22 protein-coding genes and 1 pseudogene are annotated in these 16,052 nt (G+C 42.4%); 4 read left to right on the top strand and 19 right to left on the bottom strand.

The window, feature by feature from the left end; all coding sequences use genetic code 11:
* Nucleotides 1-48 precede the first annotated feature (48 nt).
* From ACZ5R2_RS10520 to ACZ5R2_RS10580, 13 genes are all read right to left on the bottom strand, one after another.
* Nucleotides 49-528: an N-acetyltransferase family protein gene (locus ACZ5R2_RS10520; RefSeq protein WP_464902207.1), complete on the bottom strand. Its 480-nt coding sequence runs from the start codon at nucleotides 526-528 to the stop codon at nucleotides 49-51.
* A 108-nt stretch (nucleotides 529-636) separates the two neighbouring features.
* A complete protein-coding gene (locus tag ACZ5R2_RS10525; protein ID WP_464902208.1) occupies nucleotides 637-1,146 on the bottom strand; it encodes a ClbS/DfsB family four-helix bundle protein in 510 nt (169 codons plus the stop codon).
* A 125-nt stretch (nucleotides 1,147-1,271) separates the two neighbouring features.
* Nucleotides 1,272-1,820 (bottom strand): ASCH domain-containing protein, encoded by a 549-nt coding sequence (locus ACZ5R2_RS10530; protein ID WP_464902209.1) that lies wholly within the window; start codon nucleotides 1,818-1,820, stop codon nucleotides 1,272-1,274.
* A gap of 135 nt (nucleotides 1,821-1,955) precedes the next feature.
* Entirely contained in the window at nucleotides 1,956-2,516 is a 561-nt protein-coding gene (locus ACZ5R2_RS10535) for an N-acetyltransferase family protein (RefSeq protein WP_464902210.1), read from the bottom strand.
* 135 nt (nucleotides 2,517-2,651) lie between these two features.
* Complete coding sequence (locus ACZ5R2_RS10540; protein WP_464902211.1) at nucleotides 2,652-3,248, bottom strand: DJ-1/PfpI family protein; 597 nt, start codon at nucleotides 3,246-3,248, stop codon at nucleotides 2,652-2,654.
* A 571-nt stretch (nucleotides 3,249-3,819) separates the two neighbouring features.
* Nucleotides 3,820-4,374 carry an outer membrane beta-barrel protein gene (locus ACZ5R2_RS10545; RefSeq protein ID WP_464919410.1) on the bottom strand — a complete coding sequence of 185 codons (555 nt, stop codon included), beginning with the start codon at nucleotides 4,372-4,374 and terminating at the stop codon, nucleotides 3,820-3,822.
* Between the two features lie 295 nt (nucleotides 4,375-4,669).
* Nucleotides 4,670-5,116: a GNAT family N-acetyltransferase gene (locus ACZ5R2_RS10550; RefSeq protein WP_464902213.1), complete on the bottom strand. Its 447-nt coding sequence runs from the start codon at nucleotides 5,114-5,116 to the stop codon at nucleotides 4,670-4,672.
* An 18-nt stretch (nucleotides 5,117-5,134) separates the two neighbouring features.
* On the bottom strand, nucleotides 5,135-5,509 hold the full coding sequence (locus tag ACZ5R2_RS10555; protein ID WP_464902214.1) for a nuclear transport factor 2 family protein: 375 nt from the start codon (nucleotides 5,507-5,509) through the stop codon (nucleotides 5,135-5,137).
* A 150-nt stretch (nucleotides 5,510-5,659) separates the two neighbouring features.
* On the bottom strand, nucleotides 5,660-6,241 hold the full coding sequence (locus ACZ5R2_RS10560; protein WP_464902215.1) for an NAD(P)H-dependent oxidoreductase: 582 nt from the start codon (nucleotides 6,239-6,241) through the stop codon (nucleotides 5,660-5,662).
* Nucleotides 6,242-6,362: 121 nt separating this feature from the next.
* Nucleotides 6,363-6,785, bottom strand: a complete 423-nt coding sequence (locus ACZ5R2_RS10565; protein WP_464902216.1) for a bleomycin resistance protein — start codon at nucleotides 6,783-6,785, stop codon at nucleotides 6,363-6,365.
* Nucleotides 6,786-6,933: 148 nt separating this feature from the next.
* Nucleotides 6,934-7,377 (bottom strand): GNAT family N-acetyltransferase, encoded by a 444-nt coding sequence (locus tag ACZ5R2_RS10570; RefSeq protein WP_464902217.1) that lies wholly within the window; start codon nucleotides 7,375-7,377, stop codon nucleotides 6,934-6,936.
* A 29-nt stretch (nucleotides 7,378-7,406) separates the two neighbouring features.
* On the bottom strand, nucleotides 7,407-7,859 hold the full coding sequence (locus ACZ5R2_RS10575) for a DUF3291 domain-containing protein (protein ID WP_464902218.1): 453 nt from the start codon (nucleotides 7,857-7,859) through the stop codon (nucleotides 7,407-7,409).
* Nucleotides 7,860-8,008: 149 nt separating this feature from the next.
* Entirely contained in the window at nucleotides 8,009-8,299 is a 291-nt protein-coding gene (locus ACZ5R2_RS10580; RefSeq protein ID WP_464902219.1) for an antibiotic biosynthesis monooxygenase family protein, read from the bottom strand.
* 338 nt (nucleotides 8,300-8,637) lie between these two features.
* Between ACZ5R2_RS10580 and ACZ5R2_RS10585 the strand changes: the two genes are divergently transcribed.
* Nucleotides 8,638-8,796: a hypothetical protein gene (locus tag ACZ5R2_RS10585; protein ID WP_464902220.1), complete on the top strand. Its 159-nt coding sequence runs from the start codon at nucleotides 8,638-8,640 to the stop codon at nucleotides 8,794-8,796.
* On the opposite strand, the gene ACZ5R2_RS10590 is transcribed toward ACZ5R2_RS10585, so the two are convergent.
* The 5 genes and pseudogenes from ACZ5R2_RS10590 to ACZ5R2_RS10610 form a co-directional block, all read right to left on the bottom strand.
* Complete coding sequence (locus ACZ5R2_RS10590) at nucleotides 8,772-9,371, bottom strand: class I SAM-dependent DNA methyltransferase (RefSeq protein WP_464902221.1); 600 nt, start codon at nucleotides 9,369-9,371, stop codon at nucleotides 8,772-8,774. The genes ACZ5R2_RS10585 and ACZ5R2_RS10590 overlap by 25 nt on opposite strands.
* 28 nt (nucleotides 9,372-9,399) lie before the next feature.
* A complete protein-coding gene (locus tag ACZ5R2_RS10595; RefSeq protein WP_464902222.1) occupies nucleotides 9,400-9,849 on the bottom strand; it encodes a GNAT family N-acetyltransferase in 450 nt (149 codons plus the stop codon).
* Between the two features lie 107 nt (nucleotides 9,850-9,956).
* Nucleotides 9,957-10,496 carry a GNAT family N-acetyltransferase gene (locus tag ACZ5R2_RS10600; protein ID WP_464902223.1) on the bottom strand — a complete coding sequence of 180 codons (540 nt, stop codon included), beginning with the start codon at nucleotides 10,494-10,496 and terminating at the stop codon, nucleotides 9,957-9,959.
* A 21-nt stretch (nucleotides 10,497-10,517) separates the two neighbouring features.
* A complete protein-coding gene (locus ACZ5R2_RS10605) occupies nucleotides 10,518-10,724 on the bottom strand; it encodes a hypothetical protein (protein WP_464902224.1) in 207 nt (68 codons plus the stop codon).
* A 208-nt stretch (nucleotides 10,725-10,932) separates the two neighbouring features.
* Nucleotides 10,933-11,603, bottom strand: a pseudogene (locus ACZ5R2_RS10610) (transposase).
* A gap of 434 nt (nucleotides 11,604-12,037) precedes the next feature.
* On the opposite strand from ACZ5R2_RS10610, the gene ACZ5R2_RS10615 reads away from it, so the two are divergent.
* Genes ACZ5R2_RS10615 through ACZ5R2_RS10625 form a run of 3 tightly spaced genes read left to right on the top strand, consistent with a single transcriptional unit; the run spans nucleotide 12,038 to nucleotide 14,546 of the window.
* The gene (locus tag ACZ5R2_RS10615) at nucleotides 12,038-13,633 is read left to right on the top strand and encodes a flavin monoamine oxidase family protein (protein WP_464902225.1); all 1,596 of its coding nucleotides are present in this window, start codon (nucleotides 12,038-12,040) and stop codon (nucleotides 13,631-13,633) included.
* A 15-nt stretch (nucleotides 13,634-13,648) separates the two neighbouring features.
* Nucleotides 13,649-14,020 carry a c-type cytochrome gene (locus ACZ5R2_RS10620; RefSeq protein ID WP_464902226.1) on the top strand — a complete coding sequence of 124 codons (372 nt, stop codon included), beginning with the start codon at nucleotides 13,649-13,651 and terminating at the stop codon, nucleotides 14,018-14,020.
* Nucleotides 14,021-14,048: 28 nt separating this feature from the next.
* Nucleotides 14,049-14,546 carry a RidA family protein gene (locus ACZ5R2_RS10625; protein ID WP_464902227.1) on the top strand — a complete coding sequence of 166 codons (498 nt, stop codon included), beginning with the start codon at nucleotides 14,049-14,051 and terminating at the stop codon, nucleotides 14,544-14,546.
* 340 nt (nucleotides 14,547-14,886) lie between these two features.
* Here the strand turns inward: ACZ5R2_RS10625 and ACZ5R2_RS10630 are convergent, their stop codons facing one another.
* Entirely contained in the window at nucleotides 14,887-16,008 is a 1,122-nt protein-coding gene (locus ACZ5R2_RS10630) for an ISAs1 family transposase (RefSeq protein ID WP_464902228.1), read from the bottom strand.
* Nucleotides 16,009-16,052: the final 44 nt, after the last annotated feature.

Here is a 16,052-nt window from a genome sequence, read left to right on the forward strand (position 1 = left end):
ATCGCCAAGTTGACCTTTCGAAGTAGTGAAGAGCCGTTTTCGACCTCGTTACATTTCCCAACGGAAGTACGGACGCTGACCATCCATCCTTTCAACTTCTGCGCCTAACTTCTTATAAAAATCATGAGCCTTGATGTTGTATGGGCTCGCTGTCCATGAAACATGAGAAGTTAACGACTTTTCTGCTTCTGTTTTCAAAGCATGCATAAGTTCAGCGCCATATCCCCTTGACCTATGTTGACCAACAACTAGCAAGTCATCAAGCCAAATTGACGGCTCACCTCGAAAGGAAGAGTAGCGATAATGATATAAGGCGAAACCCACAACTTCACCCTCGACTTCCAATAGCAAGGAGTGAGCAAACGGAAAGTCGCCAAATAAGGTTCGTTCAATCTTGCCTTTAGTTGTCGAGATTTCGCCGTCGAACCCTTTCATACTTCGGTCAAACTCGGCTTTGTGTCCAATAAGCTCTAGCAATTTATCGGAATCTTGCTTGTTCGCTTTCCTAACGTCCACTTTGCTCTCCATAATTCAAATTTCTGTTTGTCGGCGATAGAGCCACGAAAGGCCACCGTAAACAGTCGAGCCAGTTTACACCAACACCTTGTTGTGTAAAGGGTCAACTTGATGGCCTTGTTACATGAATTCTCTTTTAAAACGCCTGACTTTAGTTCGCATATTTTTCATGGGAGATGACGTGTTAAACTGAATCATACGACCAAGTGTCCATTTTTCATACCACACAACACCATACAATTCATGGTTACTCAGGCCAGAAATAAGGGCAAGCACTTCACTGGTTGTTGCCTCTAACTCATCAAGCAAATCATTATAATTCCAATCACGATATTGTTCTTGAAAACTTTCGGCTAACTGCCCTAATTGATTCCACTTGTAGCCAGTTTCAGGAAAGTCTACATGCTGATCTTGAGATGTTAAACAATACCATTTAAGCACCAGCTTTCCCCAACCAACTAGGTAGGCAGCAGTATCACTAACACTGATTACTGTACCTTTAACATTGCCCTCTATACCGCATTCTCGTGCTGAGCTCTCAGGGACTGAACGGTAATCATCCATTAGCTTCGGAAATATTGAGTTTATAGCCAATATCAACTCATCCTTATTTTTTGGTACAGAGGACATTTTTATCTCCTTTCATATAACGCCTCGCTAAGGAGTGCCAACTTCACACTCCAAAAGCAAAACTTCCCCCGTAAACACACAAGCCAAACAAAATCCGCCACGCGCTGGCAGTCCCCTTGAGCGACTTATTGTGTTTCAAATTCTTTCCTAAGTGCTGCTATTTCAAACTCACTTAACTCGTAGAACTTCCGCTTAGCAACAACGTCGATTGGTTTATTCAGCTTTCGTACGTTGGCTACTTCCCAAGCCAGATAACCTTCAACAAACTCAGACTCAACACAACCAGCTGGTTCGCTATCTGATTTAACCCACGGTTTACAACCATCTATGTCGATAATAGCAACGATTTTACCAGCTGGGTCTTCTTGCCCATCTTTAGTTAAGCGGATACTATTTTGAACCAATGCAATATTTTTCATCGGAATTTCATTAGGATGCCAAGACCTAACTTCTAATGACTTCTTTCCACTAGCAATCATGTCACCCCATGGTTCAACAACAGACAAAGCTTTCAATTTACCTCCTTGAAACATACGGCTTGAGCATCTATCCATTGTCGCAGCACACTCGATAAACGCATGTTGGACTGAGCCGCCTCTTTGTACGGATTTTGCTTTTCGACGCTCATTATCTTTGATGGCTATGCTGTCCAAGCAAGCTTGACTAACACTCACACTTCAACCGTAGCCATCCATTTCCATAACAATTACTATATTTGTTGCATATGCATTTTAGAAGCGAACAATACCTCACACTTCAACTGCTTTTTTTGCATTGATACCAAGCAACGTTGAACTGACCGGGAATCACTATGAAATACTTTGTTGCGTATGACTTGTGACGTGCTTTGTCATTGCTGTCTCTGAGACAGATAGACCATCGATTCTATATTGGTCTTTGTACTCTCCGACCACACTAAACCCAACTTTAAGATAGAGGTTCTTTGCTGGGGTGTTCCCCGATAATACACAAAGGTCGAGCCAATCAATTTCTGCTTTATCTTCACAAAAGCTAATGGCTACATTAATCAACTTTTGACCAAGCCCCTGTTTACGACAAGTGGCATCTACGCCCATGCCAAGTAATACCCTGTGAGAACGGCTCTCATCACCATTGTGACGAAGATCAATGTGACCTTTGATACTTCCAGAGGGATCTTTTGCAACCCAAAGTTTCCTCCAACCAAAGGAGCCAAATGGGTGAACAAACCCTTGGGTAAATTTGTCTTTTGTGGGTTTTGGAACTCCTTTTTGCTCTCTAGACATTGGCTGAAAAAGTGGGATTTCTCCATTGCCATTTTCTGACAGCTGATTTTCAAGATAAGCAAAAAAAGATTCTAAATCCGATTGTTCAGCTTCTACTACTTCCATCTACTACTCTACTAGATATTTTTTTGTACTAAACGGCACTGGCGACAAATTAGCCAAGCACATATAACTTCCAATCCAAAATGCTGAACGCATCGGGCCCGTTTGGAGAACTTGTTTGACAACTGTATGTGAGTACTAAATATACGCTGATATGACTGACATGCAGTGTTCGAGCGACATTTCTTTTTCACCAACCGGTGCAACATAGTGGATCGCTGACATAGCCTCTTCTTGACTTGCCAACTTACAAATCGTCCACGCCGCTAAGTATACTGACGATAAGCAACCACCAGACGTTGCAATATTGCCGTGGGCATACAATGGCTGCTCAAGGACATTGATCCCTAACTCCTGCACCCAAGGCCTCGTTGTCAAATCTGTACAAGCTGGTACACCGTTTAATAGTCCCAATTTAGACAAAAGCAGCGTCCCCGAGCACTGTGCACCTATCACCTGTTTTGAGGGGTCTAGCGACAATCGCGATAAAAGAGCTTCATCTTGAGCAATTTGCCTTGTCTGCATTCCACTACCAATCAGTACTGCGTCAGCTTGGTTAGCAAACTCTAGGGGTTGCTGAGCAACTATCTCGACACCATTCATTGATGTAACCGACTCGCTTGGGCATGTTATCTGAACATTCCAACCATGACCTTTCATGCGATTTAAAATCGCGGATGCGATAAATGAGTCTAACTCGTTGAACCCATCAAATGTTACTACTGCTATGTCCATATCTTCCCTGCTTTCCTAACGCCCATAAGAATTTGGTTTGGCCTACAGAAGCCAAAGCTGACGCTTAAAGTGCCGAGCGTTGTGAATCAACTTCAAGCGTTTACTAGGCTTATAAGTTGCTCAATAAAAGCATCACCATAGGCGCTAAAACGTTAACACAACACCTTCTAAAGTGGCAAACAAGACTATCTTTCTGTGAGCAACACTTGTTTAATAATCCTTACTTGGGACCTGCGAAGTATCAGCTCCTTCAGCCAGAGATAACGCTTTTAAAATCACAAATTTCAAGCAATGGATTACGATATACCCAAAGACAACCAACTTTCTTCTTCGATTATGAAACTGTCACTTTATTCACATAATATTAAATGAAATTTTTGATGAGATTGGATTCTTAGACTAGTTTGAGGCTCGATATCATTTGCATTTTTTGATAGAAAGGAACTGCCATTTAATCCATGTTTTTCCACATCCAACATAGTTTAGGTATATTGAACAGAAAAAGCTCCCCAGAATGGAGAGCCAATTGCGTATCTTAACAAATAACCAACAAGTCAAAGGTCACATGACTCTAAAAGCTGTACCTTAAGCCAGCGTATAATCCACTGATAGTGGTATCAACTCCATCAACATCTGCCGACATGGAGCGATAGCCCAGAGTGCCACTTAACGCACTATTAATAACATAGCCAGCTTGTATACCATACTGGAATGCTGTGCCAGTTTCAGAATCTTTAGCTTTATTTATGCCATCAGTTACTTCCACCTCCAACTCTAGTTGGCCAAAACCTAGGGTCGCACCGATATAAAAGTTGTCATTGATGAAGTATTTAGGTGCAGCATTTACAAAAAAAGCATTACCTGAGGTTTTTAGAACACCCTCAAAATCCGCTCCATCATAAGTTCGGTACTCTAACTCTAGACCAAGACTAGCTTCATTGGACAAGGGCATATCGTAGCCAGCTAACAAATTAAACCCAATATCATTGTCTTCCGTGATACTCACACTGTTTACTTTTAACTCTGTTTCGTTGGCGAAAGTTAAGTCAACTCCCACATAAGGTCCCTCTGATGCAAATGAATAACTTGCTACCAACATTGTTAAAGCTGCTACTTTTACCTTCATTTCAATATCCATATTTTTGAGTGTATTCGATGGAATAGTATCATCTTGTATCGACTACTTACTGAGCTCTATCAAAAACAAGAACCTAATACTTAAAATTTGAGCAATTCAAGCTAAGACCTAATGTTCAAAGGAGGCATTGACCCTTTTTTATAAGAACTCATCGTTGAAGTAGTCAAACCACAAAGAAAGGGAACTACAGTGGAAGGAGGCACCTAACTCCCTACTTTTTTGACACTGAGCTTAAAGTCTCATTTTCACCAGCAGAACGTCTAGTGTCCGTTTGAGTAACTTATTATGTAGCGACCTTCCACAACAAAGAAACAAAGCGGTCATCGGTGTCCACGATTTCGTATCCGAGACTCTCATAGAAAGATATTGCCCTCTGGTTACGCTTAAAGCTTGAGAGAGTGACTTGCTGTTTCATCTTCGCAATCGCTTGATCATGAACCATTGCCATAACATTAGCGCCAATTTGCTTACCTTGATAAGAAGTCTCAATGACAAGGAAATGTACATGAAGAGCGTTGTCATAAGGTTTAAAGCACAGCAACCCAGCACGTTTATTATCAACGTAGAGCCAGTGAAACCAATCGGCTTGATATTCTGTTTTTAGTCGGTGCCGTTGAAATTGATCATCCCAACCAAAGACTGCGTCAATGTAATGAAACAAGCCTCTTTTTAACGCGGAAAAAACTTCTTCGAAATCACCCAGCAATACAGGTTCAAATTTTATTTCCATAAACCTTATAACACCTTGTTATACGAGAATGGTTGAATGAGCCGACACCACTTGAAGTTTGTCATTTGTTTTAAGCCAAACTCTCGAAAAAGCAAAACGTCCATTGGCATCTGCACCATCGTATGTCCCAACAATTTCTGCATTCGCATAAACTAAGACACAACTTCCCAGAGGCTCGACTTGGAGATCACTCAATTCAATTGATGCGATAGATAACAAGCCTGTTTGATGCAGTGCGATATCTTCTTGTTTTGAAACTCTATGCCCAAAGTGATTAATAAACACCAAATTATCAGCAAGCAGCTCGTCTAATACTGCAATATCAGAACTAACCATCGAAGATTTTAGCCGATGTTCGGCATTGATAACTTCCTGTACTATTTGGAACTTCATTCTAACTTCTCCTGGTTTTGTATAACGCATTGTCAAGTAGAAGCTAACTACCACTACACCTAAACAAAGCCACCGCAATTACTAAACTCAACCAGACCAAAATTGCCGACTGTTAGCAGCTTGCTTAAGCAAATTGCAAGAGCTCTGTTCTCAAAAGCTAGCTTTTATGTTTTTTACAAATCGTTCTATTTTTTGTTTTGATACGTTTTCACTTTTGTATAGTGACATATACTTGAAACTACACTTGGGGACACAGGCTCCAAGCAGGGCTATTTTGAGTACACGTTTCACTGGTTTCCAGAGTACAAACACATCCACCCACCAAGGAGAGCCTAACGTCGTCACAACTTTAACTTCTGTCAGTTTACTCAATCGTGGCTTAATAGCACCCAAATCCTTGTCGTGGTCATATGCATGTCCAGGAACCCAAACTCTGTCAAACCAACCTTTTAAAATAGCCGGAAAACCGAACCACCAGGTAGGGAAAACCAACACCAATGACTCGGCTTCTGTAAGAAGCGCGATATCTTGTTGAACTAAACTGGTATCAAATGAACTGCCATAGTAGCTTTTTCGTTCTTTTTTAGTTAGAGCAGGCAAAAATTCACGGTGATATAAATCTAGTATGTTTATGTCATAACCTTTTGAACCTAGGTGCTCAACAACCTGATCACACAAATAATGGCACAGACTATCTTTAACTGGATGTGCCACCACAACTAAACATTTCATGAAACTCCTCCTTGAGTTCTAACGCCGAATTAAGGCGCAGAGCGACGTGCGCCAAAATTGAGCGAAGCGAAACCAGCGCACGTTACGGAGTCGCTCTTAAATGCTTTGATATAACGCAGATTTACACCTTACTTTTCTCACCTAAGTACTGACTAAATCTAAGTAAATAGCCGTCCGGGTCTTGGACTAGAAACTCACGTTGCCCCGATAGAGTCTCGCCGACGTCGTACCAAGTTTCTTTCGGTTCTCGAAACAGGGAGACATTCGCGGAATTCAAGCGCTCTAATACAGATGCGATATCAGACAATTCAATTTGAAAATTAACACCTCTTCCTAAAGGAGCCTCGAGAGTTCCAGTCGACCAACCTTGCTCGTGGATTTGTTCAATCATGATGTGAACTTTCTCTAGTTCTAGGTACGCGAAATCTGGTGACGTTCTTTGATTCCTCAATTGAAAACCAAGCACCTCACAATAAAACCTGAGCGTATCGGAGAAGTTTGATACCGATAGTTCGGGCACCATTGGATTCCAGTATTCTTCCATTCAATATACCTCCTTGTAGACGATGAATTTTAATACGTTATAACGCCCGATTAACCTGTGTGCAGCGCAAACACTGAAATTACACACTGCCCTGTAAAGAGCTAACTCAACTCGAAGTGAAAGCACCAAGCGTTGCAATTCATGCTTGTTAGCTGCTCGGGTTTAGAGATTTCTTAAACGCACAGTACTCGTCTGTTTGATAACCCAGTGATTTGTAGAAACTCTGCGAGCCTAAGCGTTCGACATCAGTGATGAGCATAATATACGAGCAGTCACTTGCCTGCGCTCGTTTCTCAGCATCAATCATCAACGCAGAGCCGATTCCTTTACGCTTCATCGACTCATCCACTACGACGTCCTCGATTACCATAAAGGACTTACACTGGCCAAACAGCATCTCACAAGTGACTGACAGTAAAGAGCCAACAACTTTACCGTCAACTCTTGCAATCGAAATAAAATGACCTGGGTTGCTCTGTTGCCGAACGAGAACCTCTTCCATTTTGGAAATCGAAAAATCATTTGGAATAAGTTGCTGATAGAGCTGAGCCAATTCTTCTAAATCACTCACTTTTGCTGCTGATATTTCCATCTGTTCTCCGATAGCTGCAGACGCCTCGCTTATTCAACTGCTAGGTCTGCTTCTGTAAAATTCGTTTTAAAGGTAAATGCATATGGTGTATCTCCATTTTCACGCAAATGCTGCAGGCGATCTAGAGCTTCTTGAATTGTGGGAATATGCTCATCTTGAATCCACCACAAAACATACGTGTCTTCTGCTAATCGATGAAACCATTCACTTTTTCTACGCATAAAATCCCTATGGTGCGTACGAAACATGAAGTTTTTCAGCGCATCAATACTTTCCCAGACTGACATATTCACTATCATATTTGGGTCTTCCGATATCTTAATATTTGTTGCATCACCTGAATCATCTTTCAGGCGCCACACAAAGCCTTCACTTTTTTCTGCAATACCGTTTATCGAATCTAAATTGCCTACAAACTCACTTATTTCTGGCGCATCTAAGGGATACTTAGCCAATGCTATATTCAATTGTGCTAATTTCATTGATAGATCCTTCTTGATTAATTACGTATAAAGCTAAGTAGACTGCACCTCCCACCGAATCAGCAAAATACGCTGAGCTTCATACCAAAAATGCGAGGGTTCATGCGTCCATTTCAGCACCTGTTATGTGCGAACTTTCAGTTTACTGTTTAACCAAAACTGTAGCTACGTTTAACTTCCGTTATTTCCACCACATAAGATTGATACCACTTTTCTCGACCGAGTTTTTGCGCGACCTCATGCTTGCCATCAGTGTACCAATTACGGATGTCTTGTTCGTTGTTCCAATAAGAAATAGCGATTTCCTGCTCCCCTTCAGTGACCGCAATGAAGTCTTGACAATTGTATCTCTCGAACGCCAAGTCACGCAAAATACCCACCATTTCAATATATTGGGCGTCCTGATCACCAACCTTAGCTTTAAAAATAACTGCAAACATTTCGATTTCCTTTCTAGCACATAGCGCCGCATTCTTACGAATCACCTCATCATTCCCTTACAAAACAATGAGTAGAAGCGCGATGTTCAGATTCTACAGTAAACACTCCAACGACAGCGCCCCAGAATTCACAAAAACGGCTTAACTCTCTGATACTTGCAACAAATACTGTTATCGACGGTGCTAAGCTGACACTGACGATGCTTGGTTGAGCACTTGATGCAGATACCACGGTGAAAGACGCAATCTATAAATGGCACGTAGAGCTGATTACTCGCGCTAGCCCCTGCCCTGTTGTGCTCATTGATTGGTCTGATGTAAGGGAGCAATTGCGTTATATGACATTTCGAGCTTCTATTGCAGTCGATGAACGCGCTGTTACCCTGTACAAGCAAGCGTTCGAGTACCGTCACGACTACTCACCCAAAAGCCGTCAACTCTTTCTGGATAAGCTCCAAGCAATAATGCTTTGTCAGGCTTTTTCTACCACCATGTAAGTGTGTAGCTCTGGGTACTGATCGAACTCCAAGTGCCGAACTATACAACCCAACTCTATCAGCAACGCCAAAAAACCGTTAGTGCCAAGAGATGAATAGTAAACTTCTGGCCCCATAAAGTCATCTGTGTGACTACCAGCCTCTGAAGTCCCACCAAAAGAGAATATAAATACCCCACCCACATTTAAGCTATTCACAATCTTGCTAAGGACATTACGTTGTTCTGATAGCGGAACATGCCAAATACTGTCCCACGCGGTTATAAAATCGTAACGTTCCGATAAGGTATGCTTACAAATATCAGCCTGAATAAACTCAATATCCGGATGGTTCTCGCGAGCTACTTTCAACATTTTGCTCGAAATGTCAACTCCAGACGGAGTAAAACCAGCCGACCGCAGTAGCCTAATAAAGCGCCCAGTACAGCCGCAACCAATATCTAAGGCTTTTCCACGATTTTTTGCAAATGCAATGGCTTTTTCGTGCTGTTCAATACCATTGCTCATATTAAAATCACTACTCTCCCAAAGGTGAGTAATCTGATCATATGCTTTTCCAATATCTGCTGGGTTCATGAAACTACTCTCAAAGCCTATCGCTTTATTATAGGGTTAATGCCTTACCTAAACAGATCGATCTATCTGTATGCACGTACTTTCCATATGCCTTTATCTCACTGTAACCTTGGCGTGTATAAAAGTTGATTGCTAATTCATTTACTCTTCGCGTCGATAATACTGCTCGCTTATAACCTTTTTGGAGAGCATATGATTCAAGCTGTGAAACTAGGTAACTGCCCGCTCCTTTTACTTTAGAAAACATACGCTTTAGCTCACATGAATCGTCTTGATGTTTTCTGAATATTCCACAAGCTATCGCTTTATCTTGAGCATAAACGACTATACATCCATCGGTTCTTGGACAGAACTCATCACGCGCAAACGAACCTTCTCCAGTGTCCGCCGTAATCGCATCTAGTGTGACATTTAGCTCTCGTACCAAAGCTAAAAAATCTTCGCATTTGGGATCAGTAATTTTATATTTTAGTTGCATTGAACACTCCAACTATATAACGCCTTGCCAAGTTGCCGCTAATAGCCACAGAACTTAAACAAAACCACCGTAATCACGAAGCTCAACTAAACCAAAAATACCGAGCGTTAGCTATCAACTTGAGCAATTTGCTGGGATAACGATAGCTCATACTCTATGGCATCTTTAAGTTCACCATTTCGTTCCGCGTAGTTTGTAATGCCTTTCACTTTACTGAAGCCATTTCGCTCAAGTACTTTTTGTGAGCCTTCGTTACTGCAAAGTACTATTGCTCTCAAAGAGCTTAACTGCGTTTCTGAAACTAAATAGTCGATCAACTTTCCGACCGCCTGTGATGCAATACCTTTCGAAGTAAATTGTTGACCTATGCGATAGCCTAGCTCACCTGTATATACATTTGAATCAATTCGATGAACATTGATCCTACCGCAAACTTCTTGCGAGTTGCTACGAATAAGCATTGGATACATTTCACCTCTAGCATACAGTGATAGAAACTCTGAAATCTGACTTCTCACACCCTGTGAAGTATAAAATGACTCATCGCGAGGTGAAACATGCTGCTCAAACCAAGAACGATTAACCGATTCAAAATCTAGAAGTACATCCGCATCATCTAGGGAGATTAATTCAATTGATATATCCATTTTAGTTACCCTAACGATTTGCTATGCGAAATTCGTCAATGCTGATTTGTACGTTTTTCTAGCCTCTGGACTTAAGTAACTGTCCATGCCTTGAAACGGCTCAAGTAGCTCGCTACTACCCCAGTCCATCAGAACTTTTTCTGTGCCTTTTAGCCGCGCTTCTAATGTACCGTTAAGGTGCTGAAAATCACCCGCACCAAGCTCTTGAAGCATTGCAAATTTATCCATAAACCCCAATTTCCTTTAGGTCGCACAATGCTTATTATGCAGCACCTGGCCTCATCAAACTTTGGCACCATTTCACAAAGTATTATTTTATCAATTTAAAACAACACTATAGATTAGAACACCTTACCACAACATCGGTCAAATGTGGCAAGTAGCAGCTTCCTTGCCTCCACACTGTACTGATGCGCTTCACAGCCCCAAACTGAATCTATCTACCAACAAAAGTAAACTCGAATGCTGTAATCATCACATAGGTCTTACCAGCCTGAGCGTTGTAATTTTGGGCGCTAAGTTTCTCACCCAGCAACTATTTCACTCGATGCATTTTCACTCGATGCATTGCTGTCTCCAATAATGAGCGCTTGTGATAGCCATACCGTTTTTTTCACTTCTTGTTCGAACTTTAGCAAATTCGGGAGCACTCCAGCATCGGCTGCGTTAGATAAACTCAGCTCTGCTGCAACTATTTCGTGAGTACTTGTAGACTGCAGTATGCAGCTTACACTAAACCCTGTGCTTCCCGTGAGTACAATGTTGTTTTGCACCTCTAGTTTTGGGTTTAAATGAAGCTTTAACGCCCTTAGTTCGACGGCTTATACCAATGTAGTACTGACAAACGAGCGGGATGTTAGCGAGTATAAATACGTAGTCTATAAAACCTTGCAGCGCTCTCAATGACATAGAGAAAATACGCTTTACCATCAGTGCGGTTGTAATGGCAAAGTCACGGAATCAAAGCGCTCTACCGCGCCTACCTTGTTTGAATTGCTTATATTCAGCTATCGCTTTCTCATGAATCCAAAAGTTCAGAAAAAAAAGGTTGTTTAAGACTTTGTTGTACTGCTTACAGTTAGTCGTTTTGTAATGAGGTTTAGGCATAGGGTTACAATGATTAACTGATATAGTCAGTTCATAGCTTTTTGATTTAAGTTCCATCGATTTAAGCAACAAAGCCATCGCACAGTATCACCTTCAGTTAATAACTTAGCACTCAATAACAAGTCATAATTACTATTTTATCAGCCAAATAACCCCCTCAATAAATAAGTGTTATTTAAACTCACACAGATAGTAAACCCATGTTCTATCTTAGTGCATTAAGACAACGCAATTTGTAAATTCTGGTGCAGATACGTCTTATTTATTCGTATAGACACATAGAAAGTCAACTATCTCTCTCCTTCACTATTGCCGTGTATCCATTGTCAACTATAGCCCCAGAAGAAATTAACCACCAAAAATATTCTTTTGGCATTTCACTTGCAGAAATGTGCTTATAAAAATTATATCTTAAAACAACTAAGGAAGTCAGCATGAGCAATAATAATCAATTTTCTCGTCGTGATTTTATCCATAAAATGGCGTTATTAGGTGGTACTGGTGCAGCCTTTGCAGCATTAGGTGCATTTAATATTCGGCATGCTTCAGCCTCCGATGTACCCCCAACCCTAAAGGGAGGAGGCAATGGAAAATCGGTGTTAGTGCTTGGCGCCGGGGTTGCCGGACTGACCGCAGCCTATGAACTCAAAAATAAAGGCTACAACGTTAAGGTGTTAGAAGCCCGAGATTTTGCAGGAGGACGATGTCAAACCGCCCGCAAAGGGACCGTTATCGAAGAGTTAGGTGGTCATCGGCAGGTATGCGACTTTGAATCAGGGCAATACCTAAACCTTGGTCCAATGCGTATCCCTTCTCATCACAAATCTACTCTGTATTACACAAAAAAATTCAATGTACCACTTGAAACCTATATTAACTATAACGAAAACAGTTGGGTTTATTTCGAGGATGGTCAAGGTGTATTGAGCGCAAGTAGAGTAAGAATGCGAGAAATCCTTGCCGACATGCGCGGTTACACGGGCGAATTGATGGCTAAGGCAGTCAATAGTGACTCTCTTGATCTGCCATTATCAGCCGAAGATCGCCATCTATTTTTGGAATACCTAGTCAGTGAAGGACAGCTTGATAAAAAAGACCTCTCCTATAAAGGTTATAGTGGTCGTGGCTATCATACTGACCCTGCTGCCCTCTTACATTCAGGTGAATATTCTAAACCTCATAAATTAGATTCTCTGCTCCACTCAAATCTTTGGAAAGTCTCCAAATCGGTGAGTAGCTACTCTCAGCCTAAGACCGTGTTCCAGCCCATTGGCGGAATGGACAAAATTGCTCAAGCCTTTGAGGAAAACACCAAGGAACTGATCACCTATAACGCTGAGATTACCAAACTTCGTCAATCTAACGGGAAGGTCAATGTTGACTACAAAAATACCAAGACAGGCTCTGTCGTTAACCTTGAAGCAGACTACTGTGTATGTACTATTCCCCTTTCCGTCTTAAAGCAAATCGACACTGATTTCTCTCCAGAATTCAAGCAAGCGATCCAAGCGGTCGCCTACACCCCTACCTGTAAGCTTGGCATTCAAACCTCACGACGCTTTTGGGAAGAGGACGACGAGATCTATGGTGGCCACTGTCTAAACAATGTCGGTTCACCGCGAATTGGAGGTATTACCTATCCTAGTCATGACATGTTTGGCCAAAAAGGCGTGCTCCTTAGCGCCTACAATTACAACGGCGATGCCGCTCAGTTTAGTGCCATGTCACCAGAAAAGCGTTTTGCTCATGCTGTAAAAGAAGGGGCAAAAATTCACGGTAAGGCCTATGAACAGCACGCTGAGAAGGCTGCAAGTATCAGCTGGCATCTTACTAAATACAATCTCGGAGGCTGGGCAAGTTGGAGCTCAGAAGGACGAGAAAAATATTACCCAACACTGTGTGAACCAGAAGGAAATGTCTTTTTGGCAGGAGAACATATGAGCTACCTGACTGGTTGGATGGCGGGGGCCATTGAATCGGCATGGGAACAGATTGAAAAAATCGACCAAATTAACCAAGCCGCGGCATAAAAGGAGTGATTGAATATGAAAGTACTATTAGTCGCCGTCATTGGCCTATTTAGCTTTAGCACAAGCGCTCAAAATGGCGAAACACTTTATCAACATAAGTGTTCAGCTTGTCATATGGGGAATGGAATGGGCATACCCGGAGCCTTTCCTAACCTCAAAGATAGTCAATTCGTCGCGCTGGAAAATGATCAACTGATCGCAACCATAATGGATGGTCGCGGAGGAATGCCTACCTTTAAAAATGAGTTAAGCGACCAAGATTTTGTCGACGTGATTAGCTACATCAAATCAGCTTGGGGCCCACAAGGAGAGCCGGTCAGTACAGAGCAAGTCGCAACAATTAGAAAGCACGGGGCAACTCATACCGCACTCGCGCGCCAAGAATAACGAATAATTCACAAAGGAAGTGTAAATAATGAAAGCAACTATGAAATCCGTTCTTTTCGCATCAGCACTATCGTTAAGTCTTCATGCTCAAGCAAGCGGTGTTGAGAGGCACCTTAACGAAGGAAGTACGTTCCCAATTGCTAAAGCTGTCACCCTAAAAGCAGGCACTGATATCGTCTTTCTTAGTGGCACGGTTCCACCGGCTTTTGATACCAGTTTTGACAAGGGCACGATTGAATACTTTGGGGATATGGAGCAACAGACTGTAGGCGTGCTCACGAGCATTGAGCGTAAGCTCCACTCCCTCGGTCTTGAAATGGCAGATGTCGTCAAGATGCAGGTCTATCTCGTTCCCGAAAAAGACACTCAAAAATCGGACTTTGCCGGTTTTATGCGGGGATATACTCAGTTTTTTGGCACTGAAGCGCAGCCTAATCTACCCAGCCGCTCTGCATTTAACATCCACAGCTTAGCCAACCCAGGCTGGTTGGTTGAAATTGAGGTTGTTGCAGCTAAACAAGGTTAGATTGCCATCACTACGAGTGACCGCTGCACACGTCATCAAAATCTGTCCTTGTATTTAGACTTTGATGTGTGTATCGCCAATGGGTGCTGAATTCGAATCAGCGCCCTTTTCAGTTCGGTTGATTATTTTCATCAACCGATAAGAAAGAGTCGTACAGACTGCCCCTTATACCACCCAAATAGCTACTGGACAGAGCTATTTTTCTGTTTTTGCTTAACCCCCGAATTCAACTGTGAAGTGCAACACCCTCTAATAAAGAAGCATCGGGCTTACTCAACTATTCTGTATCAAGTTAGCCACGGCCAATATAAATAAACAACCAGGGCGACCGCATGAGTGTCTAGTTTTTCACCGCCAGATTAAAACCAGCACTTAATACCGCCTCTAGCATGGCTGTATTCATCATGCATCGCTTTTGTTTCCCAACAATGCTCAACTTGGTTGGCTCTGCACGGAGCATATTCAAGCTCATATGGCGTAAGCAAGACAGATTCTCTGCGCCGTTCTCTTTGTATATCTGACACGCGTCTTCATTCATACTCACATCAAGCACCCAATGCATTGACTCTATACCCCAATGTTCTCTGACTGCTGTCGCTGCTTGCTCGGCGCTAAGCTCTTTGGAGCTGATGTAGTAACGATACTCTAGGCCTATTGCTTTTCCTTTCTCAAAGCGGAAGTTTTCAACCATAACAATGCTCTTCAAGCCTTTCCAACGAGAGAAGTTACCTTCAAGTTTGGCACTGTCAAATACATAGCATTGGCGAGACTCTATACGCCCATGCCCGTCTTCAAGCACAATGTCTTCTGCCACAGTTGCTCGCTCAGTGGAGAACGCTTTTTCTATCGCTTGTCGAAGTTTTCCTTGGTTACACTTCACTGCAAGCAAGTAGTCGCCTCCTTGTTCTACAATGACTTTGGCTATCTTGGTTTGACAGGCCATTGCATCAATGGTGACGAGAGCCCCCTTGATATCGAGCATCTTTATCAGCTCTGGGATTGCCGTTATTTCATTGCTTTTTTGCTCGGTTTTTAGCTGTCCCAATACGAGCTTATTTGATGAGGCATAGGCGCTGATCATGTGAATAGTGCTTGCTCTGTCTTCGCGATTGTAGGAGCCGCGAAGCGTTTTGCCATCTATCGCAACGACTTGGCCGTCGGTGAGTGTATGTATCGACGATATCCAGCTAACAAAGCACTTATGGAATTGCTCGGGCTCTATCGTAGATATTATGCGGGCAATCGTGTCATCGGCAGGAATACCATTCAAAAAGAGGTCATTGCGTTTAAACCAATCGTGGTGTCCGAGAATGTACTCACGAATATCAAACCAGCCCTTTGCACCGGCAATCACGGCACATAGCGAGCCAAAAAGAACTTCAAACAAGCAGTAAGTTACCTTTGCTCCTTGGCGTTGGTCGGTCATCGTTTGGAAATGTTCTTTGAAGTGGTCAATGTGCATCGTATGCTCCCTAAAAAGGGAGTATATGATCACAGGTAGATGTG

The sequence above is a fragment of the Vibrio sabulosilitoris genome, assembly GCF_055391395.1.

Bases quoted from the DNA above. Each gene is read 5' to 3' on its own strand.
- ACZ5R2_RS10520 (WP_464902207.1), bottom strand. From the start codon at position 528: ATGGAGAGCAAAGTGGACGTTAGGAAAGCGAACAAGCAAGATTCCGAT.
- ACZ5R2_RS10525 (WP_464902208.1), bottom strand. From the start codon at position 1,146: ATGTCCTCTGTACCAAAAAATAAGGATGAGTTGATATTGGCTATAAAC.
- ACZ5R2_RS10535 (WP_464902210.1), bottom strand. From the start codon at position 2,516: ATGGAAGTAGTAGAAGCTGAACAATCGGATTTAGAATCTTTTTTTGCT.
- ACZ5R2_RS10540 (WP_464902211.1), bottom strand. From the start codon at position 3,248: ATGGACATAGCAGTAGTAACATTTGATGGGTTCAACGAGTTAGACTCA.
- ACZ5R2_RS10545 (WP_464919410.1), bottom strand. From the start codon at position 4,374: ATGAAGGTAAAAGTAGCAGCTTTAACAATGTTGGTAGCAAGTTATTCA.
- ACZ5R2_RS10550 (WP_464902213.1), bottom strand. From the start codon at position 5,116: ATGGAAATAAAATTTGAACCTGTATTGCTGGGTGATTTCGAAGAAGTT.
- ACZ5R2_RS10555 (WP_464902214.1), bottom strand. From the start codon at position 5,509: ATGAAGTTCCAAATAGTACAGGAAGTTATCAATGCCGAACATCGGCTA.
- ACZ5R2_RS10560 (WP_464902215.1), bottom strand. From the start codon at position 6,241: ATGAAATGTTTAGTTGTGGTGGCACATCCAGTTAAAGATAGTCTGTGC.
- ACZ5R2_RS10565 (WP_464902216.1), bottom strand. From the start codon at position 6,785: ATGGAAGAATACTGGAATCCAATGGTGCCCGAACTATCGGTATCAAAC.
- ACZ5R2_RS10570 (WP_464902217.1), bottom strand. From the start codon at position 7,377: ATGGAAATATCAGCAGCAAAAGTGAGTGATTTAGAAGAATTGGCTCAG.
- ACZ5R2_RS10575 (WP_464902218.1), bottom strand. From the start codon at position 7,859: ATGAAATTAGCACAATTGAATATAGCATTGGCTAAGTATCCCTTAGAT.
- ACZ5R2_RS10580 (WP_464902219.1), bottom strand. From the start codon at position 8,299: ATGTTTGCAGTTATTTTTAAAGCTAAGGTTGGTGATCAGGACGCCCAA.
- ACZ5R2_RS10585 (WP_464902220.1), top strand. From the start codon at position 8,638: ATGACATTTCGAGCTTCTATTGCAGTCGATGAACGCGCTGTTACCCTG.
- ACZ5R2_RS10590 (WP_464902221.1), bottom strand. From the start codon at position 9,371: ATGAACCCAGCAGATATTGGAAAAGCATATGATCAGATTACTCACCTT.
- ACZ5R2_RS10595 (WP_464902222.1), bottom strand. From the start codon at position 9,849: ATGCAACTAAAATATAAAATTACTGATCCCAAATGCGAAGATTTTTTA.
- ACZ5R2_RS10600 (WP_464902223.1), bottom strand. From the start codon at position 10,496: ATGGATATATCAATTGAATTAATCTCCCTAGATGATGCGGATGTACTT.
- ACZ5R2_RS10605 (WP_464902224.1), bottom strand. From the start codon at position 10,724: ATGGATAAATTTGCAATGCTTCAAGAGCTTGGTGCGGGTGATTTTCAG.
- ACZ5R2_RS10615 (WP_464902225.1), top strand. From the start codon at position 12,038: ATGAGCAATAATAATCAATTTTCTCGTCGTGATTTTATCCATAAAATG.
- ACZ5R2_RS10620 (WP_464902226.1), top strand. From the start codon at position 13,649: ATGAAAGTACTATTAGTCGCCGTCATTGGCCTATTTAGCTTTAGCACA.
- ACZ5R2_RS10625 (WP_464902227.1), top strand. From the start codon at position 14,049: ATGAAAGCAACTATGAAATCCGTTCTTTTCGCATCAGCACTATCGTTA.
- ACZ5R2_RS10630 (WP_464902228.1), bottom strand. From the start codon at position 16,008: ATGCACATTGACCACTTCAAAGAACATTTCCAAACGATGACCGACCAA.